Source organism: Olivibacter sp. CPCC 100613, assembly GCF_036959255.1.
GTDB lineage: Bacteria > Bacteroidota > Bacteroidia > Sphingobacteriales > Sphingobacteriaceae > Olivibacter.
In genome coordinates this window covers 1,398,737-1,415,578 of sequence record NZ_JAWMTI010000001.1, presented here as the reverse complement: position 1 = coordinate 1,415,578, position 16,842 = coordinate 1,398,737, and the positions used below count along the sequence as shown (strand labels likewise).

The window sequence follows — 16,842 nt, the reverse complement described above, 5'->3', positions numbered from 1 at the left end:
ATCTATTTAACGAGCATATTTCCTCCTCCTTATCCATTGTTGCAATAAACCAAAGAGAACTAACAGCACCAATGGTCCACCTACGTTGAGTGTTTGCCAAAAAAATTTATTCTTTTTGATGAGTAACTTGTCCAATAAACGAAGTTTCACTTCTTTTTCACGCAATGCGATGATCCCGGTTTCATCATTTAAATAATCAACCATATTTAACAAGAGAGTCTTGTTGCCATATTGCTGTTGCGTAGCACGATCCCAACCCAAATTATAAGGCATACGATCTTGTGGGTTGATCTCATTTTTCAACATGTTTCCATCTGCAAGCACGATCATCTTATTTGAAATTGATGCCTGCTGCTGCCGATAAGTAAAAGTATCCACAAGTGCTTTGGGAACAGGTCTATTTTTAAACACCGAGGGAAATATACCTTCTAGTACTACCCCAACCGGATGACTGGTTCCTCGAAATTCTTCCGGTTTCGGATTGTTGGAAACCATATTGAGCGAAATAGGCACCGGCACATTAAGCACCTTACTAAAGGGGGAAGATTGGAGGATAATTTCTTTTTTAAGACTGGCGAGGGGCAGGGTATCCAAGGTCCCTGGAAATTCGCTCCGAATCCCATCAATGTTCTTGACAATGGGATGTGTACCTCGTGGAACAAAAACGGGGTAGAACAACCAGGGAACTAGCTGAAATTGATTGGCCCCTCCAAGTTCACCCACGCGAAGTGGAATTTGCGTACAGTTAAGGTCTGCTATCAAATTATAATTTAACCTTACGCCATATTTAAAAAGCATATCATCCAGATTAAGCGACCGCGCTATAGCCATCTCATCGCCCGAATTTCGCATGCTATCCAGCTCAGCTTGAACCTGATTAATTGCCCACAGTATTTTACCCCCATGTTGTACAAAATAGTCGATCTTAAATTTATGAAGCTCCGAAAATTCCTTTTGGGGTTTAGCCACCACCATAACGTTGATTCGTCTTAACGTTTCGAACGAGATGGAATCCAAGTTTAATCGACCTACCTGGTAGGTGACGCCCAGACTGTGCATAGCGTCGTAAATCGCCAAATCATTCAACTCGCCATGTCCCTCGGTGAAAGCAACAATGGGTTTTCCGCCCGAAGTTATTTTCTTAATGCCGTTTATGAACGTGTATTCCAGATTCTGAACAGAATTATTCAATACATCTTCTGGATTGACAAATCGATTATTCTGTAAGAGTGGTAGTGGCAGTTCCTCGTCGCCATACATCAATACCGCTACCGGAAAAATTGTTTTCTGTGATAGCCCCTCGTTTGTCTTTACACTTAGATTGGTCGGTTCGATACCACGCGCAGCCAAAGCCTCTATATAATTTTGTTGCCCGCCATCATTTTCAGTCAGTGGATTGATAAAGGTGTATTTGATCTGTCCACCTGCATAAGCCTTTAAGTCGGCTAACATATCTTTTGTAGCACTTCGGAGCCGCTGAAACCCAGCAGGTAATTCACCATCTAAAAAAACAACAACGCGCAGGTCCTCCGTTAAGGACCGCAGCACCTTCTTGGAGATCTTCGACAAGGTATACCTTTTCTCGCTGGTGAAATCCATACGGAAAAAATTATAATTAGCAAGAAAATTGATCGCTATTAAAGTCAAAAGCATAAGGCCAATCCGTTTCAGTCGCTCCCATACTGTCCTTCTGTTTTTTTCTATAAAAAGGTCGGTCAATACAAGAAATAGGGTGCTGAGACTGATAAAAAAACAAAAGTCACGTAGGTCAAGCACCCCACGGCTTACCGATTCATAATGGGCAAATATTCCCAAATAAGCCAAGGCCTCCGATAAGGAACCATCGACGAATAAGGACGATAAATAATCAAATCCAATAAAAAGGGAGAAACAAAGAAAAGCACTTAATAAAAAGGCTACCACCGCATTGTCGCAAACGGCAGAAATGAAGATTCCAACCGAACAAAAAGCAGCTCCCAACAAAAAAAGCCCGATATAAGATCCGATAACAGCTCCTGTATCGATATTTCCGACCGGCGCACCTAAACAATAAATACTCACATAGTAAATCGCCGTTGGCAAAATAGCCAAGCTGACAATAAGCAGACAGCTCATATATTTGGCAAGAATAAACTGTGCAAAAGTGATCGGTTTTGTCATCAACCACTCATAGGTACCTTCCTCACGCTCACCCGCAACCGCTCGCATTGTAATAGCGGGAATCAAAAACATAAAGATGTAAGGAGCGATGGCAAAAAAACCCTCCAAGCTTGCATATCCATATTGGAGCACGCTCGTTTCGGGAAAAACCCAAAGGAAGAGTCCCGATATTATTAAGAAAAGTCCAATGGTCAAATAGCCAATGAGTGAATGAAAGAAAGTAGAAACATCTTTTCTCAGAATGCTGAACACGGATTCACGATTTATTTGTAGGTCTCGAAGGTACAAAAAAGCACTAAAAAACAAAAAGAGGGGCCTCAACTAAGTGAGTCCCCTCTTTTATTAATGTTAACAGATGTTATTTATTTCCTTGTCCAGGAAGATAAATCTGGAAACCTAAATTAAATCCTAAGCCATTCTGTGCTTGTGCACTCGCATTATTTGCTTTTGAATAATTATAGCCTACAACAGCTTCTAAAGCAACGCTTCTGGTAATAAAATGCGCATAACCCAAACCTACACCCGCAGCAAAGGTTACGTCACTTCCTTTATTAGCACCTGCGATACCAACTTCACCCTGACCAAAGAAACGTCCGGTAGCAGACGAACCTTCAGGGAAGAAATAACGCACGAAAGGTGCTACCCCATAGGTCCAATCATCCTTATCATTTTTAACGGATGCATACCCTCCGGTTAGCGATAAGCCAACAGCTATTCCGTCAGAAACAAAGTAACCCGCTCTTGGGTTAATATTGACGTTAAAGGACTTGCCTTCAAAGCTATAGCCCATAGACCCTAAACTTCCACCTACCATCCAGTTACCTTTCTGTATAGGAACCATTCCTACACTTTCAGACATCTGTGGCTTATTTACGTCCACGTTTTGGGCTTTTAACCCTAGGAAACTTCCTAATACTAATGCAGAGAATAAAAATACACGCTTCATAGTTTTCAATTGTTAATTATCTAATTTGTTAATTGTACTAGGTAATTAACATAAAGCATGCCATAATGTTTTTTGAGCCTGCAACGTTTTAAAAATTTTATTTGGTTAATTCGTAAAAAACTTGCTCTAAGTTCTTATTTTCAAAGATTTCAGGCATTTTTTCGATGGAAAAGTCTCCTACTAGGCTTCCCTTGTGAATAAAAATCACCTCTTGGCAAATGGCTTCGACTTCCTGCATAATATGTGTGGATAACACGACAACCTTCTCTTGCCCAAGTAAACGGATTAAGTTTCTGATTTCATGCAATTGATTTGGATCCAAACCTGCTGTAGGCTCATCCAAAATTAACAAAGGTGGATTATGCAACAGGGCCTGCGCAATACCTAAACGCTGTTTATATCCTTTTGATAGTTGTTTAATTTTTTTTTGCCGTTCATTCCCCAAACCCACCATATCGATCACTTCTGCTATCCGCTTGGATAAGTTTTCTAAGCGGTATAACCTACCTGTATATTCTAGGCTCTCTCGGATATACATACTTCCGTAGAGCGGATTGTTTTCCGGAAGATAACCTAGCAACTGTTTTGCGGCATATTCCTTCTCTTGTACATCGATATCATGAATGCGTACATGCCCTATTGACGGGCGCATAAAACCGGCAATCATTTTCATTGTGGTCGATTTCCCGGCACCATTGGGTCCTAGAAATCCAACAACCTTCGCCTCTGGGATAGCAAAAGAAATATCATTGACCGCTACTTGATTTCCGAATGTTTTGGTGAGGTTCTTTACTGATAACAACATAGCAAATAAGTTTCCGTAATTAATACGCACGGAGCTGATGGTCTTTACGGTATTTCGCCAATTGTACCCCTGCTTCGTTATGTCGATCGGTCGATAAAATATCAGCACCGCGATCTATAAGTCCATAATACAGTGTATCATCACGGCTTTTGGCTCGTTTATCTAAGTTGCCCATAGTTCCTAATATACACATGATCCCATGTTCATGCAAGCCCTTGTATAAGGACAGCTCCGGCTCACTGATGCCAACAAAGGCGAGGAGTCTATTATCCGGAATTCCATAATCGTTTAATCGCAACAGATCATCCATTTTTCGAATACTTGCCGATATCATTAAATCCGGAGCCAATCGGTGCACCTGTGCTGCTTGTGTTGCGTTATAAGTAATAATCACCGAATAAGGCCCTGCTTGATGACGTTTCACAGCGTCAACCACTAAATCCATCGGTACACCTCGTTTTACATCCAGGGTAAAGACTACTTTTCCCTTTCCCCACTTCAATACCTCATCGAGCGTAGGGATTTTAAAAGAGGTGACCTTTCCTTCATTATCTTTTAACATCAAAGTTTTGAGCTCGGCCAAGGTATGGTTTTTTAACAGCCCTTTTCCGGTGGTCGTACGATCCAGCTCATCATCATGCATCATCACCAAAACGGAATCCTTCGTTAAAGCAATATCACACTCGATAATCAACGGTTGTTTATTTGCGCTATGCTGAAAGGTTTCGATCGCATTTTCAGGATATCCAGGTTCCGGACCGCCACGGTGTGCACTGATAAGTGGTACCCGTCGCTCACTATAAGTCATAAACTTATATAAATCCTCCACTGTGGAAAACGCCATTTTAGAGGGTTCACTGAAACCATTACCGGTGGCTTCGGTCAATGAACAAGCGCTTATACCAACGCTCAACAACCAGAATAAACTTAAATATAACCGCTTCATGAAAATTTGTGATGATGCCCGATTTGATATTGCAAAGCTATTGACAAACAAAGTGTAAAACAAGATTTAATCCTTCTTTTCTTATAATGCGAATGCCATATTCTTACAAAACAAAAAAAGTGTTCCCTATCTGAAGGGCTCAATAGAATTAAAAGATGAAGGTGTTTATATTAAAAGAACTATTTTTTGTCACTTTCTTCCGCAGACCACGAAGTAGCTTGAATGCCATTAAAAACGAACAAGTGCCTCAACGTGCAAACCGCAAATTTCCTAGGCGATATTTTAGCAGAACGTAGGGCTTTTACTTTTAACTGGACGTATTATATTTTCAGGCCTAAATTAGGCCTGTGCGTGAGAAGAATGGCCTTGGAGGATACTGAAGCAACGAGCAGCAAAGCATTTACGTGTCTGTTCATACGGCAGTATCCAAGCGGATTGAGGGAGTGAAACGGCTCCAATACGCGCCAGTGATGCTTTGCAATCAGGTGCGAGGTAGCCTACACAAGCCTTGATTTTTATTCAACTTTTGATCAAGCAAAAGTTGGTTAAGAAAATAGTTCTTTTTTTAAAGCGATTTTCCTGATAGGAATTGAATTTATAGCAAAAAATAAAAGAATTTTGTATAGGTTTGTCTCTGCTATGGAAAATGGCAATGAAACAAGAGCTCAACCTGTTAAAAATACATTTAAATTTATTTCAAAGGAAACAAGAGCTATCGCTTTAACAGCCTGGTTTCAACGCTTATATAAAGGTTAAGATGAAGACAAACGACGAACTTTTTAAAAATGTGATATCGCATGCCAAGGAATATGGCTTTGTATTCCCTTCAAGTGAAATTTACGATGGTTTAAGCGCTGTTTACGATTACGGTCAATTAGGTGCTGAGTTAAAAAATAATATTAAAACCTACTGGTGGAAAGCCATGGTTCAGCTCAATGAGAACATAGTGGGGATCGACTCTGCTATTTTCATGCATCCGAAAATATGGAAGGCCTCCGGCCATGTAGATGGTTTTAACGATCCGATGATCGATAATAAGGACTCAAAAAAACGCTACCGTGCAGATCAACTGATCGAAGATAAAATTACTCGTTACGAAAGGGATGGAAAGAAGGACAAAGCAGCAAAACTGCAGGCTGATTTGGATGAGGCCTTAAACAATGATGATTTAGCCCGACTGAAATCGATTATTGAAGAGCAGGAGATTGCCTGCCCGGTTTCGGGAACGAAAAACTGGACAGAAGTCCGTCAATTTAATTTAATGTTTAGCACACAAATGGGTGCTATGGCGGATGGATCGGAAGAAGTTTACCTTCGCCCGGAAACGGCGCAAGGCATTTTTGTAAATTTCTTGAACGTTCAGAAAACGGGTAGAATGAAGGTCCCCTTCGGCATCGCTCAAATCGGTAAGGCATTTCGCAATGAGGTGATTGCTCGTCAATTCATCATGCGCATGCGTGAGTTCGAACAGATGGAAATGCAATTCTTCGTAAGGCCGGGCACTGAGCTTGATTGGTATAATAAATGGAAAGAAACACGCCTGAAATGGCACCTTGCATTAAAACCAAATCCTGCGAAATACCGCTATCATGATCACGTAAAATTAGCACATTATGCGAATGCAGCTGTTGATATTGAATATGAATTTCCTTTTGGCTTTAAAGAGGTAGAAGGCATTCACTCGCGGACAGACTTTGATTTAAGTCAGCATCAAACGTTTTCGGGAAAGAAAATGCAATACTTCGACCCTGAAATTAACCAGAATTACGTTCCTTATGTCATTGAAACCTCTATTGGTCTAGACCGCATGTTCTTAACAGTGCTTAGTAACGCTTACGAAGAGGAAGATCTCAGCACAGAGGAAAAACAAGACTCACGCTCAGTACTACATCTTCATCCAGCGCTTGCTCCTATTAAAGCAGCAGTATTTCCTTTAACTAAAAAAGATGGCTTGCCCGAAAAGGCAAGACAGGTAATGGATTTACTTAAAATGGACTATAACCTTATTTACGAGGAGAAGGATGCGATTGGTAAGCGTTACCGTCGGCAAGATGCAATTGGCACACCGATTTGTATCACGGTGGATCACCAAAGTTTACAAGACGATACGGTTACTATCAGGCATCGCGACAGTATGGAGCAAGAACGTGTAGCCATTAAAGATCTTGAAAGCTTATTGGACCGTATTGTTGGGTGGAAGCCTTTGTTAAAAAGTTTATTATAAACTTGAAATCATAAAGAAGAATCGATCTCGAATTTTAAGATCTTGCCAATAAAAAACAGCGGCCGCTTCTCAATAGAAGCGGCCGCTGTTTTTTATAAAGGAGATTACTTTACTTTCTAGCTTCTTCGACGAACGTATCCTCCGTCCTTTTTTGCCGATCCATCGGTCGAATGATCAAGCGTAAGCTTGGATTATTTGTTAAGAATGACCAAAACCAGCCGGTTACCAATTTGATTTTATTACGGAATCCAGCAATCGGTATAATATGAATGAACAACCAGGTCAACCAAGCAAACCAACCTGTAAAAGTGAATTTAGGCAAATCTACTACCGCTTTATTTTTGGTAATAATTGCCATGCTCCCTTTGTCATTATATTTGAAAGCCTTCAAGGGCCTCTTTTCAACAATATCAATGAGATTGGCCGCCAAGAGCGTTCCCTGTTGAATCGCTACCTGTGCCAATTGTGGATGTCCGTTCGGAAATGCAGGATCTGTTGTTTGTAGACAGATATCGCCGATAGCAAACACATTATCTAAACCTTGCACCTTATTATATTCATCCACCAAGATTCTTCTACCACGGCCAATCGCTTCTTTTGGTAAGCCCGGAGCCTCTTTCGCAATAACACCGGACGACCAGATCAAGGTATCGGTGGCGATGCTTGTTCCATCGGCAAATAATACTTCGCCGTCGACATAATCTTTTACACCTGTATTTAGTTTCACTTCTACTCCCATATCCTGCAGCACATCTAAAGCCTCTTGTTGCGATTTCTTACTCATAGGTCCTAACAGCGTAGGGGCCATATCCACTAATACAATCCGCATCTTTCCATTCTGCGAAAATTCAGGGTACTCTTTCGCCAAAATTTTCTTGTTCATATAAGCTAACATACCGGCAAGCTCAACACCCGTAGGACCACCACCCGAGATCACAATCGTCGAAAACTTCTCGCGTTCGGCATCATCATGTTCTTGCGCCGCACGTTCGCCGTTACGCAAGATGTGATTACGGAGATTGATAGCATCGTCAATCGTTTTCATCGGAACGGCATATTTTTCTACATTAGCCATACCAAAATAATTGGTCTCAGTCCCCATCGCCAATACTAGGTAATCATAAGATACCTTACCCGAGGTGGTGGTTACGATGCGATTCTGCGTATCAATATACTCCAAACCTCCGTAATGAAATCTGAAATTATGTGCCCTACTGAACATTTTACGAAACGGATAAGTAATAATCGACGTTTCAATAAAAGCAGTCGCAACCTGGTAAATGAGAGGAGGAAAGAAGTGATAGTTATTTTTGTCTATCAATGTAATGTTCAGGCTGCCGTCCTTTGACAATTGCTTGGCCAAATTCATCCCAGCAAAACCACCGCCAACGATTACAATATTCATAATAATAATTTTAAATGCCGATTCTTAAACGATGCGCAAAAGTGACAATTTTTCAAATGCTACGCAAAATTATCTACCTTTTTTATCGTCAAAAATACACGGACAAATATAGTATTAAATTTCAACAATAGTGTACAATAAACACTAAGAAAATAAAACAGCATTCCGCGTAAATTTCCAATGCTCAAAGTCCATTGTTTAAAGCTAACAATCCGCTTTTTGTATTGTTTCGGGAAAGGTCATCTACCCTCCTCAATTACGTTCCATTCTTTATCCTAACTACCTGTTCACAAACCATCGGTGCAGTGTTCGACAAGAAGCCGATTTTCATTAGCGGAAAATTGAACGTCCTCTTATATTAGCGATGCGTTTTGCTATTTTTTCTTTCTGAAAATGAGCCTCCTAATCAATCAACAGGATATTCGAACCATAAAAAACAAAAAATCGTTTGACAATTTAAAACATTCCCCTATATTTGCATCGCAGTTCACAAAAGGATACTATTTGTGAACAGTAATAACCAGAAAGCACTCCTGAATAGCTCAGCTGGTTAGAGCATCTGACTGTTAATCAGAGGGTCGCTGGTTCGAGCCCAGCTTCAGGAGCAAACCCCGTAAGCATACGGGGTTTTTTTGTTTATATACGTCACAAACATAGTATGAGCTTGATTATCCTCGGATCCGTGGCTTTCGATGCCCTAGAAACTCCTTTTGGAAAAACAGATAAAATTGTTGGCGGTGCCGCCAGTTATGCAGCCATTGCCGCATCTTATCTCTATGATCATGTCAAGATCATCAGTGTTGTTGGCGAAGATTTCGGCCAAGATAACCTCGAAAAGTTCACAAGCAAACACATTGATATTTCGGGGATCCAGATAAAAAGCGGAGAAAAATCTTTTTTCTGGTCCGGGAGATATCATAACGACATGAATACACGTGATACGTTGGTTACAGAGTTGAATGTGCTCGGTGACTTTGACCCGATCATTCCAACTAGTTATCAAGATGCCGAATATATCCTATTAGGCAATTTAAGTCCGCAAGTTCAGCTAAACGCCCTTGAGCGCTTGACTAAACGACCCAAGTTAGTGGTCATGGACACCATGAATTTTTGGATGAATATTGCGCTCGATGACTTAAAGGAAGTGCTCAAACAGGTGGATGTTCTCACCATAAACGATGAAGAGGCCCGACAGCTTTCCGGTCAATATTCATTAGTTAAAGCCGCAGCAGTTATCTTAACGATGGGACCAAAATACCTTATTATTAAAAAAGGTGAACATGGTGCGCTTTTATTCGGAGAAAACAGCATATTCGTTGCGCCTGCTCTCCCGCTTGCTGAAGTTTTTGATCCGACAGGTGCCGGCGATACCTTTGCCGGGGGCTTTATTGGTTACCTGGCAAACAAAGGGGTTATTAATTTTGAAAGCATGAAAGCTGCTGTTATTTACGGCTCTGCGCTTGCCTCTTTTTGCGTAGAAAAATTTGGAACGGAGCGGATTGAAACACTCAGCGCGCTAGAAATCGATCAACGAATTCAAACGTTCAGTACCCTGACGTCGTTCGTTATTTAGCACCAAACCGAGCAGTCGGCCTACCGCATGTTAAGTCTCAAGCATCCCGATGACTTCAAAACGTTCGAACACCTTTGCTGTATGCGGGGCCTCGGCTAGCTCTTCTGTTAAATCTTGTCCTGCCCAATGTTCATAATGCGTACCCTTACGCCATAAACGGCTATTTGTTACGTCGTATATTTTGCCTTCAAAGGCTATCCAGATTTCATCTCGATCTTGTCCGTTCCGCTTTGCAAGCTGCGTTTTGCTGTATGTATGCATAAAAGTATTTTCTCAAAATCAAAAATACATATAATGTTTCTTCGTATCATCTCATGATATTTTATTATGTTCTTTATGCTTGACCATAAAGAACCAAACGGTCAAGGCAACACATCCTTTCGCTAAAGATTTAGGCCCGATGCTCAATCCTGTGGAGCCGCTCCCGTACACTAGGCGACCCTTCGCTTCTTCACATGATTTTTTACCCGCGGCTATCCTAAATCGTTTTGACGCTCAATTTCATAAGGCCACAATTCCTCCGCTCGAAAGCCCCATGTGATTTCATCACACACATCCGGTAACCGGCAACCCCTGCCTACCAGCAGGCATAACCAATAACAATCAATAACCAACCACGCCGCAAAAGCTAAAACAATTAAGCGGCAGCATAAAGGGCGAAATTTTAACTAGAAAGAAACACGCTTCCAAAAACAAAGGGGAAGCCAGATTAAAAAAAACTCGGCTTCCCCTTTGCGCATGCGACTAAAAAATGTTTTTCTAAATAATCGCAGCAGCATAAGCATGCGATTTATCTCTTGATTGATAAGGCTTTAACGACTTTTTCAATGTTTTACGGGCCACATGTATTCTGGTTTTTACCGTGCCGATGGGAATATCCAGGTGATCCGCTATCTCATGATATTTATACCCTTCAAAGTACATCGTAAACGGAACGTAATAATCGTCTGAAAGATTCGTCATCGCATGTTTGATATCATCCATAACAAACTTATTCTCTCCATTATTCCCGGTTGCGCTATATGCTAAATTAGCGGAAGAGATCTCATCAGATTTCGTAACGAAGGTGCTTATTTTTACAAATCGGCGGTAATTATTGATGAAGGTATTCTTCATGATAGTGTACAGCCAACCTTTCAAATTGGTTCCTTCTTTAAACTTTTCATAATAAGTAATTGCCTTGAGCACAGTATCCTGAACTAAATCATTTGCGTCCTCATCATCATGTGTAAAGTGTAGCGCATACATTTTCAACGAGTCGGACTGCTGGGTTACCATGGTGTTAAATTCTAGCTTTGTCATACTGTTTAGGGTTTGTGGAAACAAGGCTTTCCTTGTTACCGAGTTTAATACAATCGCATTTTAAATAGCTTAAATTATTTATAATACATTAACGACTATATCAGTACAACTATCTCGCCAAAACGATGACAAAGTTTCAAAAGAAAATAATTTTTAATGAATAGTTAATTTTTACTTAAAGATCAATAACGTTTACTTCTCGCTCTAAGCAAACGCCAAAACGTTTTTTCACACTGTCTATAATGGCTTCAGAAAATTCATAAATCTCTAAACCAGTGGCTTTTCCATGGTTAACAAGCACTAAAGCTTGATTTTTCCAGGTTCCAACATTTCCCACTGTCTTTCCTTTCCATCCACATTGTTCAATAAGCCAACCTGCCGCCAGCTTATATTGATTCGGGCCAAAAGGATAGTAAACAATGTCTACAAAATCAGACACCAAGGTCCTAAAAGTGTCCTCTGATACAACAGGATTCTTAAAAAAGGATCCCGCATTTCCAATCGTACCCGGATCCGGTAACTTTCCCTGCCTAATAGAAGAAACTACTTCCGAAACATCCTTAATCGTAGGATGTGTAAGTCCTCGATTATTCAGTTCTTCATTAATTGCCCCATATGTTGTATTGAGTATAGACTTCTTCGGCAATAAAAGGTTTACTTCGGTGATGATATATTTTCCTTTTTGTGCACCTTTAAAGATACTGTCCCGATAACCAAATTGACAATCTTCTTTATAAAAAACCTTAAATGTACCGGTTGTTAGCTCAAAAGCGCGACAGCTCAGAAAAAAATCTTGCAGCTCCACACCATAAGCGCCGATGTTTTGAACAGGAGCTGCTCCAACGGTACCCGGAATCAGACTTAAGTTCTCAATTCCGCCAAATCCTCTCTCTACACAATAACATACCAAGTCGTGCCAAACCTCACCACCGGCAGCCTTTACTTCAATAGATTCTTCCAATATGCGATGCGTGATCCCTTTAATGGCCATATGCACAATCAACCCATCGTAATTTCGGACAAACAACATATTACTTCCCCCGCCTAGGAATAAGCGCTTATCACGATCCAACCATCCTCCTTCATACAATTGGATCAAATCCTTTTCTTGTTCAATATGCACGAATTGCTCGGCGTACACATCCACACCGAAGGTATTATACGCCTTTAACGAAACTTCTTTTAATATATTCATTCTTAACTATTATCACTCCACCGTTTGGTATACTACTTCCTGGACACGGAAGGGAATTTTAGTTTATTGACTTTTTCTTTCAAATTTTCAATTTTTGCGTATATTTATATGATACTTGATGAATACGATCAATTAGCTTAACGCCCAGCATGTCCTATTAATACATCGCTCAAATATAAGCTAATTAATTCATCGGTATTCCAGAACAACAACACACGAATGGATAACCACGATAAAAAGCGGGCGCTCATTATAGAAGCAGCTACTAAACGTTTTGCACATTTCGGCATTGCCAAAACCACCATGACCGAAATAGCAAAAGATTTATCCCTCTCCAAAGCACTTCTTTATTATTATTTCCCTGACAAAATAAGCCTATACGCCGCTGTATTAGAAAGCATTGCAAAAAAAATGTTCACGAAAATCCAGCAGGGATTAAAAGATATGGATATTAGCGAAGACGCCATCCTTTACCTCATCGATATGCGCTTGGCTTTTACCATGAAGTATTATAACCTATTTGACCAAGGCCTCAACTCCTTAACCGAAATGCCCGACGAATTAGCGCGCGTTATGCAATTAGTAGGTAATTTGGAAATCAAAATCCTGGCAGAAATTTTTAAAAAGGCCAATCAACGGGAAGAACTCCGCGTTGAAGATCCAACGCAAACGGCAGAAATCTTCTTAAACGCTATGATCGGTATGCGATTCTGCGTATTGAAAGACAAGAAGGTTATGTTCCTTCCAACAAAAGAGGAATTTGATGAAATCTCAAAAATGCAAAAGAAATTAGCCGTCATTTTCCTGAATGGCTTACGCTTTCAAAAACAGTCATAAAAAAGTCATATTCCCTTATTTAACGCGTTTTTTTTGCCCCCTAACTTTTTGTGCTTTATTTTTGACCAACATGTATAAAAAGTCAAAAAGTAAAATAGTTAAAAAGTAAATAGGTCAACGTGGATATAGAAATAAAAAGGCAACACATTATCGAAGCAGCACTAAGAAGATTCTCGCATTTCGGCATCAATAAAACGACCATGAATGAAATTGCGGAAGACATATCTGTATCAAAAGCCAATCTGTACTACTATTTTCCGGACAAATCATCGCTTGTGGTGGAGGTTATCAAACACCTAATCGAAGAAGGAATGGCTGCCTACCATCATATTATTGAAGAATCAGCTCACATCATGGATACGTTGGTCGGCTTTTTAAAGATCAAGAAAGATTTTTTTGAAAAGCACTACCTGCTACATGTCACTATGGGTTATGCAGATAGTAACTTGAATATTGATGAATTAAATGCTTTGGGGCGACATGCTGAAACAAAAGAGTTAGCAGCTATCGACCTCGCTTTTACAAAAGCAATCGGTACCCGAGAGCTTGTAACATTTGATGTTGAAAAAACATCTCAAATATACTTTACCATTTTAAAAGGTATTTCGATGGTTTCCATAGCAAAAGTTACCAACAAAGACATTCCTGAAATTTCAATTTTCAGCGAAATCTTTGAAAAGCAAAAAATCGCTTCAGCCATTTTTGTAAATGGATTAAGATATAAAATGATAACAAATTGATCATATAACAAACATTTTCTATGAAATCTATAAAACCCTTATTGGTTTTCGCATTTATATTGATTTCTTCTTTCGCCCTAAAGGCGCAAGACTCCTTAACACTTAAACAGGCGCTCAATTATGCTATGGAAAACAGCGAGGTTCTTGAAAAAGCAAGACTGGATATTTTGAATGGCCGACATAAAGTGGCAGAAGTTAGGGCTGGAGCCCTTCCCCAGGTCGACCTAACCAGTAGTATTACAAGGAATTTAATTTTACCACAATTTGTCGTTCCTGCCGAATTCATGGGCGGTCAACCCGGTGAATTCGTAGCCATCGCAGCGGGCCAATATTGGACGGGTATTACGCAGGTTCAATTAAATCAGGAATTATTCAACCAGTCTGTTTTTACAGGTCTGAAGGCCGCCAAAAGCTCTGAAGAATATTATAGGTTAGCAGCCGAGGTCAGCGAAGAAAATGTAATACAGCAAGTTGCCTCAGCCTATTATCAAGTGATTATCAATCAAGAAAAGATGAAAGTCATTGAAGCCAACATCGATCGTACACAGAAATTGCTTACCATGACTTCCAGCCAATATGATCTCGGCTTAGCGAAGAAAATCGACTTAGATCGCGTAAAAGTAAACCTAAGTAACCTGGAGTCACAAAAGCAAGACTTATTGACGGCTATTACACAACAAAACAACTTGTTGAAATATTATATGGGAATGCCGATCAGCGAAAATATTCAGATCCCCTTAAGTGAGTTACAAGATTTAAAACAGGAAACTTTTACCTTGGATGGTAATGCATTTAATTTGGAACGCATGGCCCAATATAGGGTATTGAAAAGCCAAGAGTCCTTGTTAAGTTACCAGAAAAAAGCAAGAATTGCAGAATATTACCCCAGCTTGTCGCTCGGTGCAAATTACATTTACAATACGCAGAGTAATCGGTTCAATCCCTACTCGTCCAAAGCGCTGAATTTTGATATGTCCGCCATTACACTGACCCTAAAGGTTCCCTTGTTTGATGGCTTTGCCAGGCGTTCACGCGTTAGACAGGCCGATGTTGATATACAAAAAAACTATCAGGACTTGAAAAATACATCGAATTCCTTGACAATGGCTTATGAAAATGCAAGCAACCAACTCAAAAACAGCTTGATGACCATCCAAACACAAGAGGAAAATAAAAAATTGGCGGAAGAAGTATTCTATAGTACGCAAAACAATTACCGAAATGGCTTGGCTAGCTTGACCGATCTATTGACCGCTGAAACGGATTTGGTATCTGCCCAAAACAGTTATAATGAAGCGCTTCTTAACTATAAGGTTGCACAAATTGAACTGATTAAATCAAATGGTAACATCAAATCACTACTAACTGAATAAAAACGAACCGACTGTTCATATCCAATCCATAGATAGATTTCAAATGAAGCATTTATACCATAACATTCAATTTACAAATAGCTATGGTACACTTCATTTGGCAAGTAAAACATAAATATATACAGATGAAAAGAATCATTTTTACCCTACTTATTGTGCTCGGTGCTTTGGCGATCATCGCGTGGATATTGAATAACAACAAGAAAGAGAACCAAGCCAAAACGGATATTGTTGCAAAAGGCACCGGTGCCGTTGTTGTTCGTACCACTACCGCTAGCAAGTCGGCTATCAATCTTGATTTTGCAGCGAACGGAAATTTTGCTGCTTGGCAAGATTTAAGTCTATTAGCAGAGAATAGTGGACGGGTCACTCGGATTTTAGTTGACGAAGGATCGCCTGTTAGTCGTGGACAAATTTTAGCTCGGATAGATGATGAATATCTCAATTTGGATTTGGAAGCCGCAGAAGATGCGCTGAGTAAGCTAAAGACGGATCAACAGCGATACGAGAGCTCTTTTGAAACAGGGGGTGTTACGAAGGCGCAGCTTGATGAAATCAATCTCAATGTGCGCAATGCGGAGAATAAGGTACAACAGGCTAAACGTCGACTGGCCGATGCGTATATCAAAGCACCTATATCAGGTATTGTCAATAAGCGAAAAATTGAGGTAGGTACCTATGTATCGCCGGGCACCCAGCTATTTGATATCGTTGACGTTTCGCGACTCAAATTGCTCGTTAATGCCAATGAATCACAAGTGGTAAATGTCAAAGCAGGAGACCAAGTTAGCATCACAACCACGGTCTTTCCAGATAAAAAATTTAATGGTAGGATTTCCTTCATTGCTCCAAAAGCAGATAATACGCTTAATTATCCGATAGAAATCCAAGTAGAAAACTCCAGCTCTCAATTATTAAAGGCAGGTATGTACGCAACGGCCATTTTCGACTTACCGGAACAGCAACCTACGATTGTAATACCACGGGGTGCTTTTGTGGGAAGCGTCAGCAGTAATGAAATATTTGTATTGCAAAATGGCAATATGGCTCGCCTACGGAAAGTAACCGCCGGGCGAATTTTAGGTGAACAAGTCGAAATTATAGATGGCTTAAAGGAAGGCGAAACCGTAATAACCAGTGGTCAGATCAATCTTGTTGATGGTACGGAAGTAAAGCCCCAGGCAAATGAAAACGCACAAAACAATACGACTAAATAGAAGGTAGGTTTCATCGCCTTAAAACAAAATAATTATCCTAATGAAACCTGCATAAATTGCCATATACTGAAGACAATGAATAATTTATGCAAGCTTCATTGCCATTAAACCGCCGAAGG

General features: G+C 40.2%; 14 protein-coding genes and 1 tRNA gene. 7 read left to right on the top strand and 8 right to left on the bottom strand.

All coding sequences use genetic code 11. The features are described 5' to 3' along the window. Positions 1–6: 6 nt before the first annotated feature. The 4 genes from gldG to RYH73_RS05685 form a co-directional block, all read right to left on the bottom strand. Positions 7–2,412, bottom strand: a complete 2,406-nt coding sequence (gldG, locus tag RYH73_RS05700) for a gliding motility-associated ABC transporter substrate-binding protein GldG (RefSeq protein WP_335312439.1) — start codon at positions 2,410–2,412, stop codon at positions 7–9. A gap of 106 nt (positions 2,413–2,518) precedes the next feature. Next, entirely contained in the window at positions 2,519–3,106 is a 588-nt protein-coding gene (locus RYH73_RS05695; RefSeq protein ID WP_335312438.1) for a hypothetical protein, read from the bottom strand. Positions 3,107–3,203: 97 nt separating this feature from the next. Next, positions 3,204–3,911, bottom strand: a complete 708-nt coding sequence (locus tag RYH73_RS05690) for an ABC transporter ATP-binding protein (RefSeq protein ID WP_335312437.1) — start codon at positions 3,909–3,911, stop codon at positions 3,204–3,206. Positions 3,912–3,930: 19 nt separating this feature from the next. Continuing rightward, positions 3,931–4,857: a glycerophosphodiester phosphodiesterase family protein gene (locus RYH73_RS05685; protein WP_335312436.1), complete on the bottom strand. Its 927-nt coding sequence runs from the start codon at positions 4,855–4,857 to the stop codon at positions 3,931–3,933. A 757-nt stretch (positions 4,858–5,614) separates the two neighbouring features. Between RYH73_RS05685 and RYH73_RS05680 the strand changes: the two genes are divergently transcribed. Then, positions 5,615–7,081: a glycine--tRNA ligase gene (locus tag RYH73_RS05680; RefSeq protein ID WP_335312435.1), complete on the top strand. Its 1,467-nt coding sequence runs from the start codon at positions 5,615–5,617 to the stop codon at positions 7,079–7,081. Positions 7,082–7,190: 109 nt separating this feature from the next. Here the strand turns inward: RYH73_RS05680 and RYH73_RS05675 are convergent, their stop codons facing one another. Further along, positions 7,191–8,486, bottom strand: a complete 1,296-nt coding sequence (locus RYH73_RS05675) for an NAD(P)/FAD-dependent oxidoreductase (RefSeq protein ID WP_335312434.1) — start codon at positions 8,484–8,486, stop codon at positions 7,191–7,193. Positions 8,487–9,017: 531 nt separating this feature from the next. On the opposite strand from RYH73_RS05675, the gene RYH73_RS05670 reads away from it, so the two are divergent. Together RYH73_RS05670 and RYH73_RS05665 are read left to right on the top strand one after the other, a co-directional pair. Then, positions 9,018–9,091 (top strand) — tRNA-Asn (locus tag RYH73_RS05670). A 53-nt stretch (positions 9,092–9,144) separates the two neighbouring features. Next, a complete protein-coding gene (locus RYH73_RS05665; protein ID WP_335312433.1) occupies positions 9,145–10,059 on the top strand; it encodes a PfkB family carbohydrate kinase in 915 nt (304 codons plus the stop codon). Between the two features lie 30 nt (positions 10,060–10,089). Here the strand turns inward: RYH73_RS05665 and RYH73_RS05660 are convergent, their stop codons facing one another. From RYH73_RS05660 to murB, 3 genes are all read right to left on the bottom strand, one after another. Next, on the bottom strand, positions 10,090–10,320 hold the full coding sequence (locus RYH73_RS05660) for a cytochrome b5 domain-containing protein (RefSeq protein ID WP_335312432.1): 231 nt from the start codon (positions 10,318–10,320) through the stop codon (positions 10,090–10,092). A gap of 498 nt (positions 10,321–10,818) precedes the next feature. Then, the gene (locus RYH73_RS05655; protein ID WP_335312431.1) at positions 10,819–11,361 is read right to left on the bottom strand and encodes an RNA polymerase sigma factor; all 543 of its coding nucleotides are present in this window, start codon (positions 11,359–11,361) and stop codon (positions 10,819–10,821) included. A 175-nt stretch (positions 11,362–11,536) separates the two neighbouring features. Then, a complete protein-coding gene (gene murB / locus RYH73_RS05650) occupies positions 11,537–12,556 on the bottom strand; it encodes a UDP-N-acetylmuramate dehydrogenase (protein WP_335312430.1) in 1,020 nt (339 codons plus the stop codon). 219 nt (positions 12,557–12,775) lie between these two features. Here murB and RYH73_RS05645 point away from each other — a divergent pair, with 219 nt between their 5' ends. The 4 genes from RYH73_RS05645 (at position 12,776) to RYH73_RS05630 (ending at position 16,723) form a co-directional block, all read left to right on the top strand. Then, the gene (locus tag RYH73_RS05645; protein WP_335312429.1) at positions 12,776–13,393 is read left to right on the top strand and encodes a TetR/AcrR family transcriptional regulator; all 618 of its coding nucleotides are present in this window, start codon (positions 12,776–12,778) and stop codon (positions 13,391–13,393) included. Positions 13,394–13,512: 119 nt separating this feature from the next. After that, entirely contained in the window at positions 13,513–14,133 is a 621-nt protein-coding gene (locus RYH73_RS05640; protein WP_335312428.1) for a TetR/AcrR family transcriptional regulator, read from the top strand. 20 nt (positions 14,134–14,153) lie between these two features. Next, positions 14,154–15,506, top strand: a complete 1,353-nt coding sequence (locus RYH73_RS05635) for a TolC family protein (protein WP_335312427.1) — start codon at positions 14,154–14,156, stop codon at positions 15,504–15,506. A 125-nt stretch (positions 15,507–15,631) separates the two neighbouring features. Further along, positions 15,632–16,723 (top strand): efflux RND transporter periplasmic adaptor subunit, encoded by a 1,092-nt coding sequence (locus RYH73_RS05630; RefSeq protein WP_335312426.1) that lies wholly within the window; start codon positions 15,632–15,634, stop codon positions 16,721–16,723. The last annotated feature ends 119 nt before the right edge of the window (positions 16,724–16,842 follow it).